Here is a 15,955-nt window from a genome sequence, read left to right as displayed (position 1 = left end):
CGCCGGCCCAAAAGCGTGCAGCCCGGGCGGTAAGTAAGGTGGAAACCATGACTGAAAACCGTTTGAACGTTGGAGATACCGCCCCTGCCTTTGCGCTTGCCGACGACGCCGGAAACACCGTTTCCCTCGCCGATTACGCAGGCCAGCGCGTACTGGTCTACTTCTACCCCCGCGCCAATACCCCGGGCTGCACCAAGGAAGCCTGCGATTTCCGCGATTCCCTGGAACAGCTCAACGATCTCAATATTGCCGTCGTAGGCATCTCGCCAGATAAGCCGGAGGCGCTGGCGAAGTTCCGCGCGGACCACGAGCTGAACTTCCCGCTGCTTTCGGATCCGGATAAGTCTGTCATGACCGCCTACGACGCGTTTGGTGAGAAGAAGAACTACGGCAAGGTCGTCCAGGGCGTAATCCGCTCCACCTTCTTGGTCGAGCCGGATGGCACCATCGGCCAAACGCACTACAACGTCAAGGCCACCGGCCACGTCGCCCGCGTGATGAAGGGGCTTAGCTAGCGCTGGGGCACCCGTCGGTGCGTTGTACCTCGCCTGCGATCTCACTCGGCGTGACACCGCCGCGGATGTCGAGCGCATTGACCTGGCCGGCTTCCTTATCCACAGTGTCGTCGCGCAGCTCAATTGCGCAACTGCGGGCGACTCGGACGACTTTGATGCCGTGGTCGTAGAGATTAAGCGCCTGCTCGTTTCGTACCTTTTTGCCATTGCGGGCCACCGGGGAAGTTGACGCTTAAACAAGTTATCCACAGTTGCGGACGTCTTCGCCTCGGCTCGCCCGCCGGCTCTGCTTAAAGTTGCAGCTATGAGCGCACTGCAGGCCTATGCCACCAATATTGCCTCGGCGATGGACATCCTCGCCGAGGCTCACGGCATGCCTGAACGCGCCCTCCTCGAGCTTGGTTTGCCGGACGTGGAAGCGCGCGAACTGCGCGCCATGGCCGAAGTCTATTTCGGTACGACCGGCTTTAGCCGCAAGCAACGCCATGCGGCCACGGCTGCCCGCCACCACGACCTCGTAACGCTCAAGCTCATCGAAAAATACGTCTCCCGGCTGCGCAATAAACGTGATGCCTGGAACTTGCGCGTAGAATTATGCCGCCTGCGCGGGCCAGCCTCCGAAATCGCGCGCCGCGCCAAGCAGCGCCTGCGCGACCTCCGCCCGCGTCGCATGCCGCCCCGCGAGGGAGTGCAGTTGCTGCGCCGGCCGAATGGCCCGTGGACGATGCGGATTACTGCCCCCTCAGCCTTCCTCGCGGAGTTCGACGCCGCGCTCGACCCCGCACACCCACTCGATTCCCTACGCGATCTCCTTCGCGGCTCGGGCGCCCCTTCCGCGCGCACCACAACCAATGTCATCATCCCGCTCAACGCGCTGGACCGCATTTTGGACGGCGATGGTGAAGAAGTCACCCTGCGCCTAACGAATGGCGCCACCATTACCGGCGCCGAGCTGGTCGAGCGCACCTTCACCGAGCATGGTCTAGCCACCCTAATCCACCCCGTCAAGGGCCCAGTCAACCTATATCGCACATCGCGTTACGCCACCGAGAAACAGCGGCAAATGGCCGCGGCCGAAAATCCCACCTGCCCGTGGCCGCCGTGCAACCACCCGGCGGACAAGGCCCAGATCCATCACCTCAAGGCGTGGAAACACGGCGGGTTGACCAATATGGAGAACCTGACGGTGTGCTGCCCCTACCACAACGGGGTCAACCAAGATGATCCCAATGCCCCGCCACTGCGCGGGCGCCTTGCCCGAGTCAATGGCAAGGTCCGCTGGGTTCGTTAGCGCTGCCTCTGCGAGGTAGCGCTACTAGGCGTGCTCTAAAAAGTCCGCGTATACTTCGGCGGCTACCCGCGCGAATTCGGCCGGCGTCATGCGGGCCATGCCCTCCGGCAGACTGCCCCACAGCTGACAGCCGGTCACCTGCGGCATCTCCTCGAGGTTCAGTCGGGTAGCTAAGTCCGGATCGGCCGGCAGCGAGCCACCAATCAGCCCGAGCACCTCGATTCCGTGGCGTTGCGCCTCGCGCACGGTCAGCTCGGCCGCGTTGAGGCTTCCTAGGCCGAGGGAGGTGACGATGAGGAGCCTATCGGCGACGTCGGCAAGCGTATAGGCGTCCGTCAGACGCACGAGCAGCCCGCCGGCGCCTTCAACAAGCACCACGCGGCCGGGCGCGTCGAGGGCGGCAATCCACTCCTTGAGTTCCTGCAGGCCGGGTTGGTCCATTCCGGCCCGGCGCGCAGAAAGGTTTGGCGCCAGCGGCTCCGGGAAGCGCACCATCTCGGTAACCTCCACGCCTGCCAGCTTGCCGACGGTCGCCGCATCTCCCTTTCCCTCCGGCTCCCCCGTCTGCAGTGGCTTAGCGTAGACAACCTCACGGCCGCGCTGCTTGAAGGCACTGGCGAGCGCGGCCGTTGCCACCGTCTTGCCGACGTCCGTGTTCGTCCCCGTTACGTAAATAATCACTGTCTTCCTCCTGCTACCGCGGCGCGCACGCCGCGGCACATCTGGGTTACTTCGTCGGCGGTGCTGATAAACGGCGGCATGATATAAATCAGTCGGCCGAACGGGCGCAACCACACGCCCTGTTCCACGGCCGCGGCCGTCGCTGCGGCCATATTTACTTCGCGTTCCATTTCCACCACGCCGATGGCACCGAGCACGCGCACATCCGCTACCCCCGGCTCCTCAGCTAGGTCTGCAAGCCCGCGCTGCAGCTGCTTTTCGATGCCCGCTACCTGCTCGCGCCAGTGTCCTTCCACAATGAGCTCAGTTGCCGCGGCTGAAACGGCGCAAGCAAGCGGATTAGCCATAAACGTCGGTCCATGCATCAGCGCGCGCGGGCGCATCCCCTCGGTCACCTTCGCGGTAGCGAGCGTGGCGGCCATGGTCATAAACCCACCGGTCATCGCCTTGCCAACGCACATAATATCCGGCACGACGCCGGCTGCTTGGGTAGCAAAAAGGTCGCCAGTTCGGCCGAAGCCGGTGGCGATCTCGTCCGCGATGAGCACGATACCGTGGCGGTCACAGATATCCCGGGCCCCGCGCACCAGCTCGTGGTCATGAAAGCGCATGCCTCCCGCACCTTGGACTACAGGTTCAATGACTAGGGCCGCGACCTCCTCAGTGATGCACGCTTCCAGCTCGTGCAGATAGGTTGCGCGCTCGGCCGGGCTAGCTCCGCGGGTAGGCGGCGCTGGGGCGAAAACCTGGCGCGCTAAGGTGCCAGTCCACATCGAGTGCATGCCGCCTTCAGGATCGCACACGCTCATCGCCGCGAAGGTATCGCCGTGATACCCCGATCGCCACGTCAGCATCTTGGTACGCTCTGGGTGCCCTAGGCCACGAGCGTACTGTAGCGCCATTTTGATGGCTACTTCTACCGATACAGATCCGGAGTCCGAATAAAAGACCTGCTCGAAATCACCCCGGGTCAGTTCCATGAGGTTGCGGGTAAGCCGCGCGGCAGGTTCGTGGGTGAGCCCGCCGAACATGACGTGGCTCATTCGCTCGATTTGTGCGGCCGCTGCTGCCTTGAGTCGCGGGTGTCCGTGGCCGTGGGCGGCGGCCCACCAGGAAGACATGGCGTCGATAAGCGTGGTGCCATCCGCAAGCGTTAGATGGACGCCGGCGGCCGAGTCCACCACAAGCGTTGGCTCGCCTGGCGCGGCGTAGGGGTGCCAAATGTATCGCGCATCGAGAGCGGCAATATCCTCCGCTGAAATATCCATGATTTTAGGTCTACCACAGACTTTCGGCCGTTATAGTGCTTTTATGACAATTACTAAACAGCGTTCAATTCGGCGTCTACCCGCGGCTTTACCAGCAGTCGCCGGAATTGAAATGTGGGAGCGCTTTAGCTTCTACGGCATGCAAGCCATCCTCGCCTACTACCTCTATTCCACCTCTGGCGGGCTCGGCATGGACCAAGCACAGGCCACCGCGCTTGTCGGCGCATACGGTAGTCTGCTCTATCTGTGCACGTTCGTCGGCGGGTGGGTCAGCGACCGGCTCTTGGGCGCCGAACGCACGCTGCTTGCCGGCGCGGGTCTGCTCATTTGCGGGCACTTTTCGCTGTCCTTGGTGCCTGGCGCGGCAGGTCTCGTAGCCGGACTTTTGCCGCTTGCGCTGGGATCAGGCCTGCTCAAGACAGCAGCAATCACCATTCTGGGCGCGGCTTTTCCTCCCGCGGCTGGCGCACGAGATGGCGCCTTCCAGATCTTTTATCTAGGGATTAATATCGGCGCCCTGCTCGGGCCAATGCTTACTGGCTGGCTGGCGCAAGAATACGGCTATCACGCTGGCTTCCTCGCGGCCGCGGTCCTCATGTGTTGCGGGTGCGTCCTCTACGGGACACTGCGCCGGCGGGTAGTCGCCGAGTTCGATTCGCGACCGCCCAACCCCACCACCACACCGGGCAGGGCCGCGGCGATAGCGTTGGCGGCCGTCGTGGGTGGCGTCGCCGTCGCGGTGACTGTTTCGCCAGATAAGCTGGCCATGCTTTTGCTCTTTACGACGATCACGGCCGCCCTCGCCCTCTTCGCCAGCATGCTGCGATCGCCAGGGGTCAGCGCACCGGAGCGGCGGAAGGTCGTGGCATATATTCCGCTGTTTTTCTGCTCGACGGCCTATTGGACCCTCCAACCGCAGATTTACGGCGTGCTAGCCGTGTACTCGGATCAGCGTGTAAACCGCATGGTAGGCGGATTTGAGATTCCAGCGGCGTGGACGCAATCGCTCAACCCACTGTTCATCTTGGTGTTGTCCCTTCCGTTGGCGGCAGGCATGGCTCGATGGGCTCGCTCGCGACGTCTATTAATGGCCGTAGGCATCATGGTGGCCGGTTCCGGAATGTTTGTGCTGTTGCCGTTCATCGGGGGCGGAGAAAACTCAACGCCGTTCGCGGTTTTGGCCGTGACCATCTTCTTGATGTCGCTCGGCGAGCTATTCATCGGACCAGTGGGCATGGCGGCATCGGCCGCGCACGCACCGCGGGCCTACGCGACGCGCTTTTCAGCCCTGTACTTTCTCACCATGGCCATCGGCACCTCGCTGGCAGGAACACTATCGACGCTCTATGACCCTTCCTCGGCAGATGCGGAGCGGAACTACCTACTTATTGTCGGAATCGTCCCCGTCGCACTGGGGCTCATGCTCTTGGTCGGCCGAAAGGACGTCGTGGACGAGGTTTCGGGCGGCGTCTAAGGTATCGGCTCCTGAGGCAGCTTTGGTGTCAGTGGAGAAAATCTGACACTCGTGATCCGGCACAACTTCCGCGCTACGGGTTATACCACGCTGCACGGTATAGGCATCAAAGAGGTTATCGATGCTCAGGGCTAGTCCTCGCTTTTCAGTTGCTCGCGCAGCTGCTGGAAGTACTCGCGGGCAGCCTGGGGCTGCGCGGTGGAGTGCTGGCCCTGCTGCGCCTGCGGCTCTGCCTGCTGGTTCTCGGAGCGTTGCTGCTCAGCGCGCTGGGAAGCGGCGATGGCTTCGCGCTTAGCGCGTTCGGCCTGACGCTTAGATTCGCGCTCGATTTCCTCGGCACGGGAAGGCTTCTTAGGCTGCGGGCGACGGCGTTGGGACGGCTCCTCGGCGGAGTCGAGCGCACGGTTGGCCATGAGCACGTCGCGCATGCCGCTGAAAAGATCGCCCATCCCCTGCGGGTTAGAGGGCATATAAAGAACGGACGCCTGGCCATTGTGGGAGACGTCGACCATAGCGTCGAGGTACTGGGAGACCAGCATGAGGGCTTCGGGGGACTCTTCCACACCGGCGTCGCGAAGCATCTCGTACTGCTGGGCAATGCCCTCGACGATTTCCTTACGCTGGTCAGCGACGCCGCGGCCCTGCAGCTTCTTCGCCTCGGCTGCACCCTCAGCCTCCTTCACCACGCGGATCTTTTCAGCCTCCGCCTGGGCGACGGCCGCCTCGCGCTCGCGCTGCGCTGCGTTAATGGAGTTCATGGACTCGCGCACGCGGGAATCGGGGCGAATATCGGTGACCAAGGTATTGACGAAGTTCCAGCCATATTCGGCCATGTTGTCGCGCAGGGAGGCCGCAACATTGCGGGCGATGGTGTCCTTGGAGGAGAAGGAATCATCTAGGTTCATATTCGCTACGGAGGAACGAACATTGTCCTGGACGTAAGCCACAATCTGCTGCTCGTGATTGGAGAGCATGTAGTACGCCTCGCGCTCGCGGCCCTGGACTACCTCGTATTGCACGGCGACAGGGATTTGGACGAAGACATTGTCCTTCGTCTTGGTCTCTACCATGACATCCAGCTGACGCACCTGCAGCGAAATCTTATCGCGGACGCGGTCTATCCACGGCATCTTAAAGTGCAGACCAGCGTGTGCCACCTTTTGGAATTTGCCCAAACGCTCCAGTATGGCAGCTTCGCGAGTGCGAACGATGAAATAGCCATCGAAGAGCGTTCCCAAGATAATCAGCAGGATAAAGACTATTACTATGGTGGCAATCATTGAGTCTCCCTAAATGTCGTGATGATCACCAATATTTTCGCATAGGAAATAGCGAAATGCTAGTGATCGTCGATAAGCGAAAAGAGCTTCCCCAAGATGGTCGCACCATCCTCGCGGATGCCATTGTGCTGGAATTCATTGTTGATCCACGGCCGCAGGTCTCCCAGGTGCGCGGCCGTAGCCAAGGACTCCTCGAGCGGGACGAAAATATCATCGACGTAGATGGCCGCGGCTGTGGTCGGCACCTCGCCCAACGCATAGGGCGGGGAGAATTCATGGCGGGCGAGGCCATGGGCGGCGTCGGCAAACGCGTGCAAAGCTGGGTCCTCGTCGAACTGCCAGGGAAAGATGTGCTCGCCGGTTAGCCACGTACCGGACTCGGCAAACTCGGGGAACTCCTCGCGCACGCGGTGCGCCGACCAGTTCGTAGTGGCCTGGCCACCGGCGCCGCCGTAGATGGATTCATGAATGGCGGCATATAACGGGCCGTCCGCAAAGCTCACGCGCTGGCCGACGTCCGCCAGGAAATCACCCCGCAACCGCTTCTCCCCCGCCACGGTGCGGAAGGGTTCTTCCAGCAGATAGGCCAGCGAATCAAAGCCGGTGCCACGGCCGAGCTCAATGCCGATGGTACGAAAGCGCAGCGCGGACAGGCGCTCGCCGGTAGGAAGCCGCTCATCCGAATTGTCGAGGTGGGAAATAATCTCCTCGATACGGCCCTGTGCCCACGGGAATTCGCGGTAGAAACGCTGCTGGCGGGCCTTAAGCTTATCGAAAGTAGCGCGGTAGAGATCATCCGCGCCCTTGAGCGTGGGGATGCCTCCGGTGAAGAAAGCATGCTCGACGCGCTCGGGCGCCTGGGACAGGTAGGCGGTGATGCAAAAGCCGCCGAAAGACTGCCCGAACAGCGACCACTTCTCGAGGCCGAGGTGCTCGCGCAGGCGCTCGGCATCGCGGACGATATTGTCCTGGCGCAGCAACGCCAAGTGCTTGGCGGTGCGCTCTGCGGCCGGGCTAAGTGCATCAATACGGTGCGAGCGGCCGGTGCCCCGCTGATCCATGAGGATAACGCGATAGCGCTCTAGCGCCTTGCCAATCAACCCCGTAGGCGCCAACGGCCGGGGCGCTGGGAAACCAGGCCCGCCCTGAAGATAAAGCAGCGCAGGCAGGTCCTCTCCGCCGGGCGGAATGATTTCGCGGGCGTAAAGCCCAAAAGTCCCGTGGGGATTGGAATAATCCCACGGGACTTCTAGGTGGTGCTCTTTAATTGTGTGGCCGAAGCGGCGATAGGAGGTCATGTCCTCCCAGGCTAGTAGACTTCCAAGCCCTTCGAGCGGAAGACGTCGCGGATTTTCTCCACGTCCTCCGGCTTAGGTGGCTTCGTGTCAGCTAGCTGGTAGTTCATTCCCAAGCTCTCCCACTTGTCCTTGCCCATATTGTGGAAAGGCAAGACCTCAACACGCTCAACGTTGGATTTCCAACGCGCCACGATATTGGCCACATTTTCCACGTTCTCTGGCGAGTCCGTGAGGTCTGGCACCACCACGAAGCGGATCCACACCGGTTTGCCTATCTTGTTCAGCCTGTCGCCGAAGTCCAGCGTGGGCTGGAGTTCGCGCTGAGTGACCTTGCGATAGGTTTCCTCGTCGCCTGACTTGACGTCGAGAAGCACGAGGTCGATATTGTCTAGGTCCTCGTCACGCAACCGCGCACCGAGATAACCGGCAGTATCGATGGTGGTGTGGATGCCCGCATCGTGAACTTCCTTGAGCACGCGGCGCGTGAAAGAAAGTTGGAAGAGGGGTTCGCCACCGGAGATGGTGAGACCGCCACCGGAAGCGTTGAAGATTGGCTTATAACGCTTAATGCGCTTGACCACATCCTCGACCCGCTCCAGCGTGCCGGTCTTCATCTCCCAGGTGTCTGGGTTATGGCAGTACTGGCAGCGCAGTGGGCAGCCGGACATGAACATCGTCATGCGGGTACCCGGGCCATCGACGGCGGTCACGAGCTCCCAAGAGTGCACGAGGGCAATATCGCCGGTACGGCGCGCCTCCATGAGTTCGGGGCGGGTAATGTCATCGAATTGAGCGTCATTTCCCAGGCCCGCGGCCGCGCCGCGGACTCGCTCTCCCTCTTCAGGAGAGAGGGTAACGACACCAGTAACGCCATCTGCCATGATTAGGAACCCTGGTGGAAGGTACGGGAGATAACGTCGAGCTGCTGCTCCTTGGTCAGCTTAACGAAGTTGACTGCGTAGCCAGAGACGCGAACGGTGAGGTTCGGGTACTTCTCTGGGTGCTCAACGGCATCTTCCAGGGTGGACTTGTCCAGCACGTTGATGTTGGCGTGGTACAGACCAGAGTTCATCTGGTGTGCATCGCGGTTTGCCTTCATTGCTGACATGCGGTCTTCGAAAGTTGGGGTTGCCATGATTTTCTCCTTTTCGAGATGGTTGATGGGATGAGTGGTTCTTACTTTTCCATGATGAAGCCGGCGTCCAGCACGCCCACCAGGTTGGAGATGCGCTCTTCTGGAGTGCGGCCCAATCCGGAAGGAGTGATGGTGTTGGTCAGCGAGATACCGTCGAGGGCATCCTTGTAGTCCAGCTTGCCGACCGACAGCATGGACGCGACCATACCGTGGCTGTCAGCACCGTTTTCTGGGTTAGCACCCGGGGAGAACGGCGTGCCAGCCTTGTGGCCCGACGGGAAGGCGCCTGTTGCCTTGCCGTAGACCACGTTCGAGGTAATGGTCAGCACGGACTGGGTTGGGATGGCATTGCGGTACATCGGGATGGCCTTAATCTTTTCCATCACCGTGTGGACAATGGTAGCGGCGATATCATCGGCGCGGTCGTCATCGTTGCCGTAGAACGGGAAGTCACCTTCGGTGACGTAGTCCGTAATCAGGCCGGTCTCGTCGCGTACCGGGGTGACCTTGGCGTACTTGATAGCAGCCAGGGAGTCAGCAACGATGGACAGGCCGGCGATGCCGCAGCCCATGGAGCGGACGATATTGGAATCGTGCAGCGCCATCTCGACTGCCTCGTAGGCGTACTTGTCGTGGGAGTAGTGGATGATGTTGAGGGCTTCTACGTAGGTGCCAACAACCCAGTCCAGCATCTCCTCGTACTTCTGCCAAACCTCGTCGAAGTCCAGCGGGCCGTCGCCCTTGATGGGCTCGTAGCCTTCGACAACCTGCTTGCCGGTTACCTCATCGCGGCCGCCGTTGATGGCGTAGAGCAGAGCCTTTGCGGCGTTCACACGAGCGCCAAAGAACTGCATCTGCTTGCCAACTTCCATCGGGGAGACACAGCAAGCAATTGCCGCGTCATCGCCCCACTGCTCACGAATCTGGCGGTCAGACTCGTACTGGATGGAGGAGGTCTCAATGGAGATGTGGGCACAGAATTCCTTGTAGCCCTCTGGCAGCTTCGGATCCCAGAAGATGGTGATGTTTGGCTCAGGTGATGGGCCAAGGTTCACCAGGGTCTGCAGCAGACGGAAGGAGGTCTTGGTGACCATGTGGCGGCCGTCGTTGCCAAAGCCAGCGTCGGACCAAGTTGCCCAGTATGGGTCGCCGGAGAAGATCTGATCGTAATCGATGGTGCGCAGGAAGCGAACGATACGCAGCTTGAGAACCAGGGAGTCGATGATCTCCTGGGCGTCTTCCTCGGTGATGATGCCAGCGGCGAGGTCGCGCTCGAAGTAGCAATCGAAGAAGGCGGATAGGCGGCCGATGGACATTGCGGCGCCATCCTGGGACTTAATGGAAGCCAGGTAGCCGAAGTAGGTCCACTGCACTGCCTCGTGAGCGGTCTTGGCCGGCTGGGAGATGTCGAAGCCGTAGGACTCAGCCATCTTCTTGAGCTTCTTCAGGGCCTTGATCTGCTCGGAGTGCTCCTCGCGGAAGCGTGCCCAGTGCTCAGAGAAGCCAGCATCTGCGACGGAATCGCGGGAAGCCTGCTTTTCCTCAATCAGGTAGTCCACACCATACAGTGCGACACGGCGGTAGTCGCCGATGATGCGGCCTCGGCCGTAAGCATCCGGCAGGCCGGTGATGATGTGTGATGAACGAGCAGCGCGGATGCGCGGGGTGTAGATATCGAAGACCGCATCGTTGTGGGTCTTGCGGTAACGGGTGAAGATCTTCTCCACCTCAGGATCTACTTCCTTACCCGCTTCGCCGATAGCCTGCTTGACCATGCGCCAGCCACCGAAAGGCATCATGGCGCGCTTCAGCGGGGTATCAGTCTGCAGGCCGACGATGACGTCGTCGTCCTCTGAGATGTAGCCGGCTGGGAAGGCGTCGATGTCTGATGGGGTGTGGGTGTCAACGTCGTAGACGCGCTTTTCACGCTCGACGGACAGGTACTTCTTTTCCAGGGTGTCCCAGACACGCTCGGTCTTCTCGGTCGGGCCTGACAGGAAGCTGGAGTCGCCGTCGTACGGCGTGTAGTTGCGCTGGATGAAGTCGCGGACGTTGATGCCCTCGGTCCACGGACCGGACTCAAATCCCTTCCAAGCTTCAAACTGTTGAGGCTGCGTTGCGGTAGTCATAATTCCCTTCTTTCGGGCGAATTTCTAGCAGGGGATAAATGCCGCCTTCTTCGAGCCACAGCACCAAGCCCCTCTGGCCCCAATTGTTGACTAGTTCCCTGGTAATAACAAGTCTCGCAAACGTTTGAAAGCCAAGTAATAAACCGGTCGTGATGTTTCGCAGGTGAGTGATTTTATGCAGTACGCACGTACGTCTTCCATCGGGGGTGAAATAGCCCCGAACGTGTTCCTCATCACGGTAAGATTTTGGCCGCTACCTGCACGAACCTCTACTGTTAAAGCCGTTCAGCTTCGCTTCCGCACAAAGGAGGACTTCGTGGCTTCGCAGCCCAAGCATCCAGTAGATATTATCCCGCCCGCCCCCAAACTAGCCGCCTTGGGTTTACAGCACGTGCTGGCGTTTTACGCCGGCGCGGTCATCGTCCCGCTGCTCATTGCCGGCTCGCTCAATCTGGATGCGGAAACCACCATCCACCTCATTAATGCGGACCTGTTGACCTGTGGCATAGCGACGATCATTCAATCCCTGGGCGTCGGCAAGCGCATTGGCGTGCGCCTGCCCATCGTGCAGGGCGTGACTACAACGGCCGTCTCCCCAATTATTGCCATTGGACTGGGCGCGACCGACGGCGCGGGTGGGGTGGCCTCGCTGCCAACCATCTATGGCGCCATTATTGTCGCCGGCCTTTTTACCTTCTTCGCGGCGCCGGTCTTTGGCAAGGTGCTGCGCTTCTTCCCGCCGGTGGTCACCGGTTCGGTCCTGCTGGTCATGGGTACGTCACTGTTGGGAGTGTCGGCCAATGACTTTGTCAATTACGCCGAAGGCGTGCCGGCCACCCGCGACTTGCTCTACGGCTTTGGCACGCTCGCGGTCATCATCTTGGTGCAGCGTTTTTCCTCCGGCTTCCTGGGTACCCTGGCCGTGCTCATCGGCCTAGTCTTAGGCACTGGCGTGGCGCTCGTGCTTGGCGACGCCTCCTTTGACGAGGTCTCCTCCGCCCCCGCCCTCGGCATTACCACCCCGTTCTACTTCGGTATGCCGAAGTTTGACCTGGTAGCGATTTTCTCGCTCATCATCGTCATGATTATCACCATGGTGGAGACCACCGGTGACGTCTTTGCCACCGGCGAGATTGTAAAAAAGCGCATCCGCCGCGATGATGTCGTGCGTGCCATTCGCGCCGATGGCCTGTCCACCCTGGTGGGCGGCGTGATGAATTCCTTTCCCTATACCTGCTTTGCCCAAAACGTTGGCCTGGTACGCCTGACCAGCGTGAAATCGCGCTGGGTGGCCGTTGCCGCCGCGGGGTTCATGATGGTGCTGGGTATTTTGCCCAAGGCCGGCGCGGTCGTGGCCTCCATCCCCTCCCCCGTTCTCGGCGGCGCCTCCCTGGCGCTTTTCGCCAACGTGGCGTGGGTGGGCCTGCAGACCATCGCCAAGTCCGATCTTTCCGATGGCCGCAACTCCGTCATCGTTACCTCCGCGCTGGGGCTGGCCATGCTGGTGACCTTCAAACCGGATATCGCCTCCGCCTTCCCGGAGTGGGCACAAACCTTTGTCTCTTCTGGCATGTCCATCGGCGCGATTACCGCCATCGTGCTCAACCTTTTGTTCTTCCACACTGGGGGCAAGCAGGGAACGCAGGTGTCTCGGGCCGTCGGCAAGAGCGTGAGCCTGCAGCAACTCAATGGCGCCTCCCGCGAGGAATTCGTCTCCGCGCTGCGCCCGCTGTTTAATAACGAGACCTGGCCGTTGGAGCTGGCGTGGGAGTCGCGGCCGTTCGGCGATGTTAATGAGCTGCGGGCGGCCATTCAGGTGGCCGTGCTGACCGCGGATGATTCCCGCCGCGCCGCCCTCATCCACGATTACCCGGCCATGGATGAGCTGCTGCTTGCCGACGCCGACGAAGCCGCCACCATCTCCGCCGACCGCGGCTCCCTCGGTCTGACCGATCTAGATGATGTGCAGACCGAGCGCATCACCGAGCTTTCCGCCGCCTACCGCGAGCGCTTTGACATGCCTTTTGTGGCCTATTTGGATACCAATGACACCGTCGACCGCGTCATTGATGCCGGCGTGCGCCGCCTAGCCAACTCCCCGGAGCAGGAGTACCGCACCGCGCTGGGCGAAATCGTAGAAATTGCCAACGACCGCTTCGATATTCTGCTGGCCGACGCCAACCCGGTCCGCTCCTCGTGGGACCGCAAGTTCACCGAGGTGGACTAGTTAGCGAAAGGAAAAGTCCACTTCGGCCTCTGGGTCCACGCCGGAAATAATGCCGGTGTAGAACTGCTTGGCCTGGGATTGGAGGACATCGCGATTATCCGCGATGTCCTCTTTCTTTTTGTCCTCGTTGAGGATCTTGGTGATGGTTTCCGCCTTATCGATATCCGGGGTAATCCAGCTCAACGCGCCATTGTCCTCCACCGCGGTTTCGAAATTCTCATCCGAGTGCCCGATGAAAATGAACTCGGGGATCTCCACGCGGAAGTGGTGCGGGGATTCTTCTTCCACCTGTACCTGCGAACCTTCGATGCCGAGCTTGGCGCGGTAAGAGTACTTGATGTACTGGGTGCGCTCGCTGCCCGGGACCTGCCAATTCCACAGCGTGCTCGTGGCGGATTCCTCCGATAGGCCCTCGACACCCAGCGAGACGAGGACCACCTGCTCTTCGCGCTCCACGGCCTTGATGACCTTGGTATTACTCGATTCGGTCTCCACCTCCACCGGCTCCCGTACCTGCCAAACGAACACCGCGGCGGCAGCCACGGCGGCAATGAGAATGACGGCGATAAGGGTGGAAAGCAGCTTTTTCATGATGACTATCTTAGGGCGACTATGCGGGCGGTGATATGCGAAAGCGGGGCTAAAGGTCAGAAAGTGTGTCTGGGATCGGTGTTTTATAGTCACTGTCCAGTGTGTTTGTTGAAAGTATAGGCTTCACAACCGTATATCGCTGTCCTTGACGGTTAATCCCCGGTGTTTCTACCTGGATGTGGTAGGTCCTAGTGGTGTGGTGGCTTGATGCCGAAGAATCGACCACGCTGCCACTGCGGCGGCGACATGAAACGCAACGGAACTACCAGCAAAGGAACCACACGATGGCGATGTAAAGCCTGTGGGGCATCAAGCATCAAACGTCGCCCCGACGTCACCAACCCAAGAATTTTTGCGGATTTCATCGAGCATTGCACCACCACAATCTCGCTAACTGCACTGGCTAAACGCAACAAAGTAAGCCACTCAACTATGAAGCGCAGATTTACATGGTGCTGGCTTATTGACCTACCGGATCCCACCGTGGCACATACAGGCCGAGTCTATGACCAGATATTTCTCGACGGAACCTACACCGCTGGCGGATGCTTGATTGTAGCTTCCACCCTCGACCACGTTGTTGCTTGGCACTGGTGCAAACACGAAACCGCTCCCGATTACACACGCCTACTCGAACGCATCCCTGCCCCGTTAATCGCAACGACAGATGGCGGGCAAGGAACAGCAAGCGCAATAAAAACCTGCTGGTCAACAACACATGTGCAGCGTTGCCTTGTCCACGCACAGCGTGTAGTTCGTCGCTACACAACCTCACGCCCACGTACTGATGCCGGCAAAGCTATCTACACGCTAGCGCTGAAACTAACCCGGGTACGCACCACAGAAGATATAGCCCACTGGAGTTCGCTACTCCACGACTTCAACACTGTCTACCGCAGGTGGATGGACGAAAAGACCAGGGTTAAAGACCCTGATACAGGAAATTGGACATGGGTATGGACACATTCCAACGTGCGAAAGGCCTACAACAGTCTGAATCATCTATGGCGCCAAGGCATGCTCTTTGTCTACATCAATCAACCTAAAGGCGTCTTAGAACCTGCCCGCATCAAATCTACGACCAACAGTCTTGAAGGCGGGATTAACGCTCGTCTGAAAGAGATTGCGCGTGCTCACCGAGGCAGAACAAATGAACACCAGCGCAAAATGCTGGACTGGTGGCTGTACCTAAAAACAGAACTGCCCGACGATCCACTACAAATCGCCAGGCAGTCCCACTGGGGCCAGGACCAACTCGCCAAAGTATCCATCCTGACCCACACCGAGAACCAAGTCGACCACGAAACAGGACGACCAGCCCTCTACGACAACGGTATCGACACCGAGTACACCCACTCAATCGGCATCCAAAAAGGCCAAATCTAACCCCAGCGACACGCCGAGCCAGACACACATTTTGACCCTTAACCCCGAAAGCGCCGCCGGCTCTGCGAGTCGACGGCGCCGATTGTGCGCCCGGTGAGACTTGAACTCACACGTCCTAAGACACTAGAACCTAAATCTAGCGCGTCTGCCAATTCCGCCACGGGCGCGGGGGACTTGCCATAGTGTACACGGTACGCCGTCAATCCAGAAACCAGGGGTGTTCTGTTTTCCGGCCGCTGGTGGGTAGGGTGGATCGCGTGAGCACTCAAGAGGAAAAGAAGAACAAGCGCGTGCAGGTGCGGTGGTGGCACATCCTCCTCATCGCGTTTTTCGTCGTGCTCTTCCTATTCCTGGCCTATTGGCAATGGACGCGCTTCCGCTCCGGCTCGGGCACCTTCCAAAACTTGGGCTATGCCTTCCAGTGGCCACTGTTCGCCGTGTTCGTGGTCTACGCCTATCGCACCACGCTGCGCTATGAAAACGAGCGCCTCGCGGCCGAGGAAGAAGCCCGCGACATGGATAGCACCGTCACTGAGGCCCCGGCTGAGTCTCCTGCACAACCGCAGGCGGAAACCAAAATCGATGAAGATTTCCTGCCCCAGCGGCCTCAGATAGATGTGGAAACGTTTAACGCCATGAATACCCCGCGCCGCCGGCGCGGCGAGAACGAAGAAAGCTGA

The 15,955-nt window shown here is 60.1% G+C and carries 15 protein-coding genes and 1 tRNA gene; 7 read left to right on the top strand and 9 right to left on the bottom strand.

The features are described 5' to 3' along the window. The first annotated feature begins 47 nt into the window (after window positions 1-47). From bcp to QP934_RS02125, 3 genes are all read left to right on the top strand, one after another. Entirely contained in the window at window positions 48-515 is a 468-nt protein-coding gene (gene bcp / locus QP934_RS02135) for a thioredoxin-dependent thiol peroxidase (protein WP_284768741.1), read from the top strand. Between the two features lie 22 nt (window positions 516-537). Continuing rightward, complete coding sequence (locus tag QP934_RS02130; RefSeq protein WP_419126673.1) at window positions 538-744, top strand: hypothetical protein; 207 nt, start codon at window positions 538-540, stop codon at window positions 742-744. A 75-nt stretch (window positions 745-819) separates the two neighbouring features. Further along, window positions 820-1,806, top strand: a complete 987-nt coding sequence (locus tag QP934_RS02125; RefSeq protein WP_419126672.1) for an HNH endonuclease signature motif containing protein — start codon at window positions 820-822, stop codon at window positions 1,804-1,806. A 24-nt stretch (window positions 1,807-1,830) separates the two neighbouring features. On the opposite strand, the gene bioD is transcribed toward QP934_RS02125, so the two are convergent. Together bioD and QP934_RS02115 are read right to left on the bottom strand one after the other, a co-directional pair. After that, window positions 1,831-2,487: a dethiobiotin synthase gene (bioD, locus tag QP934_RS02120; RefSeq protein ID WP_284791474.1), complete on the bottom strand. Its 657-nt coding sequence runs from the start codon at window positions 2,485-2,487 to the stop codon at window positions 1,831-1,833. After that, window positions 2,484-3,755, bottom strand: coding sequence for an adenosylmethionine--8-amino-7-oxononanoate transaminase (locus QP934_RS02115; protein ID WP_284791475.1), 1,272 nt, complete (start codon window positions 3,753-3,755; stop codon window positions 2,484-2,486). Before QP934_RS02115 ends, bioD begins: the two co-directional genes overlap by 4 nt. Before the next feature lie 43 nt (window positions 3,756-3,798). Here QP934_RS02115 and QP934_RS02110 point away from each other — a divergent pair, with 43 nt between their 5' ends. Further along, the gene (locus QP934_RS02110) at window positions 3,799-5,229 is read left to right on the top strand and encodes a peptide MFS transporter (RefSeq protein WP_419126671.1); all 1,431 of its coding nucleotides are present in this window, start codon (window positions 3,799-3,801) and stop codon (window positions 5,227-5,229) included. A gap of 131 nt (window positions 5,230-5,360) precedes the next feature. Here QP934_RS02110 and QP934_RS02105 read toward each other — a convergent pair whose 3' ends face one another. Genes QP934_RS02105 through pflB form a run of 5 tightly spaced genes read right to left on the bottom strand, consistent with a single transcriptional unit; the run spans window position 5,361 to window position 11,071 of the window. After that, a complete protein-coding gene (locus QP934_RS02105; RefSeq protein WP_225746505.1) occupies window positions 5,361-6,509 on the bottom strand; it encodes an SPFH domain-containing protein in 1,149 nt (382 codons plus the stop codon). Between the two features lie 59 nt (window positions 6,510-6,568). Beyond that, complete coding sequence (locus QP934_RS02100) at window positions 6,569-7,807, bottom strand: alpha/beta fold hydrolase (RefSeq protein ID WP_419126670.1); 1,239 nt, start codon at window positions 7,805-7,807, stop codon at window positions 6,569-6,571. Window positions 7,808-7,818: 11 nt separating this feature from the next. After that, entirely contained in the window at window positions 7,819-8,688 is an 870-nt protein-coding gene (gene pflA, locus QP934_RS02095; RefSeq protein ID WP_284788732.1) for a pyruvate formate-lyase-activating protein, read from the bottom strand. 2 nt (window positions 8,689-8,690) lie between these two features. Further along, complete coding sequence (gene grcA2, locus QP934_RS02090; protein WP_005323969.1) at window positions 8,691-8,942, bottom strand: autonomous glycyl radical cofactor GrcA2; 252 nt, start codon at window positions 8,940-8,942, stop codon at window positions 8,691-8,693. Between the two features lie 41 nt (window positions 8,943-8,983). Further along, a complete protein-coding gene (gene pflB / locus QP934_RS02085) occupies window positions 8,984-11,071 on the bottom strand; it encodes a formate C-acetyltransferase (protein ID WP_419126669.1) in 2,088 nt (695 codons plus the stop codon). A 316-nt stretch (window positions 11,072-11,387) separates the two neighbouring features. Here pflB and QP934_RS02080 point away from each other — a divergent pair, with 316 nt between their 5' ends. Further along, window positions 11,388-13,298, top strand: a complete 1,911-nt coding sequence (locus tag QP934_RS02080) for a solute carrier family 23 protein (RefSeq protein WP_419126668.1) — start codon at window positions 11,388-11,390, stop codon at window positions 13,296-13,298. Here QP934_RS02080 and QP934_RS02075 read toward each other — a convergent pair whose 3' ends face one another. Continuing rightward, window positions 13,299-13,889 carry a hypothetical protein gene (locus QP934_RS02075; protein ID WP_340419881.1) on the bottom strand — a complete coding sequence of 197 codons (591 nt, stop codon included), beginning with the start codon at window positions 13,887-13,889 and terminating at the stop codon, window positions 13,299-13,301. Window positions 13,890-14,096: 207 nt separating this feature from the next. On the opposite strand from QP934_RS02075, the gene QP934_RS02070 reads away from it, so the two are divergent. Next, window positions 14,097-15,275, top strand: coding sequence for an IS1249 family transposase (locus tag QP934_RS02070; RefSeq protein WP_419126724.1), 1,179 nt, complete (start codon window positions 14,097-14,099; stop codon window positions 15,273-15,275). Window positions 15,276-15,360: 85 nt separating this feature from the next. Here QP934_RS02070 and QP934_RS02065 read toward each other — a convergent pair. After that, a tRNA-Leu gene (locus QP934_RS02065) sits at window positions 15,361-15,442 on the bottom strand. Window positions 15,443-15,532: 90 nt separating this feature from the next. On the opposite strand from QP934_RS02065, the gene QP934_RS02060 reads away from it, so the two are divergent. Beyond that, a complete protein-coding gene (locus QP934_RS02060; RefSeq protein ID WP_225746501.1) occupies window positions 15,533-15,955 on the top strand; it encodes a hypothetical protein in 423 nt (140 codons plus the stop codon).

This window comes from Corynebacterium sp. MSK122, from assembly GCF_030229435.2.
GTDB classification, from domain to species: domain Bacteria; phylum Actinomycetota; class Actinomycetes; order Mycobacteriales; family Mycobacteriaceae; genus Corynebacterium; species Corynebacterium marquesiae.
Note: the sequence above shows the minus strand (reverse complement) of the source record. Positions and strands in the feature narration are given on the sequence as shown.

Coding starts and splice junctions, on each gene's coding strand:
- pflB (WP_419126669.1), bottom strand. CDS start 11,071: ATGACTACCGCAACGCAGCCTCAACAGTTTGAAGCTTGGAAGGGATTT.
- pflA (WP_284788732.1), bottom strand. CDS start 8,688: ATGGCAGATGGCGTTACTGGTGTCGTTACCCTCTCTCCTGAAGAGGGA.
- bcp (WP_284768741.1), top strand. CDS start 48: ATGACTGAAAACCGTTTGAACGTTGGAGATACCGCCCCTGCCTTTGCG.
- QP934_RS02105 (WP_225746505.1), bottom strand. CDS start 6,509: ATGATTGCCACCATAGTAATAGTCTTTATCCTGCTGATTATCTTGGGA.
- QP934_RS02075 (WP_340419881.1), bottom strand. CDS start 13,889: ATGAAAAAGCTGCTTTCCACCCTTATCGCCGTCATTCTCATTGCCGCC.
- QP934_RS02115 (WP_284791475.1), bottom strand. CDS start 3,755: ATGGATATTTCAGCGGAGGATATTGCCGCTCTCGATGCGCGATACATT.
- QP934_RS02110 (WP_419126671.1), top strand. CDS start 3,799: ATGACAATTACTAAACAGCGTTCAATTCGGCGTCTACCCGCGGCTTTA.
- QP934_RS02100 (WP_419126670.1), bottom strand. CDS start 7,807: ATGACCTCCTATCGCCGCTTCGGCCACACAATTAAAGAGCACCACCTA.
- QP934_RS02125 (WP_419126672.1), top strand. CDS start 820: ATGAGCGCACTGCAGGCCTATGCCACCAATATTGCCTCGGCGATGGAC.
- QP934_RS02070 (WP_419126724.1), top strand. CDS start 14,097: ATGCCGAAGAATCGACCACGCTGCCACTGCGGCGGCGACATGAAACGC.
- grcA2 (WP_005323969.1), bottom strand. CDS start 8,942: ATGGCAACCCCAACTTTCGAAGACCGCATGTCAGCAATGAAGGCAAAC.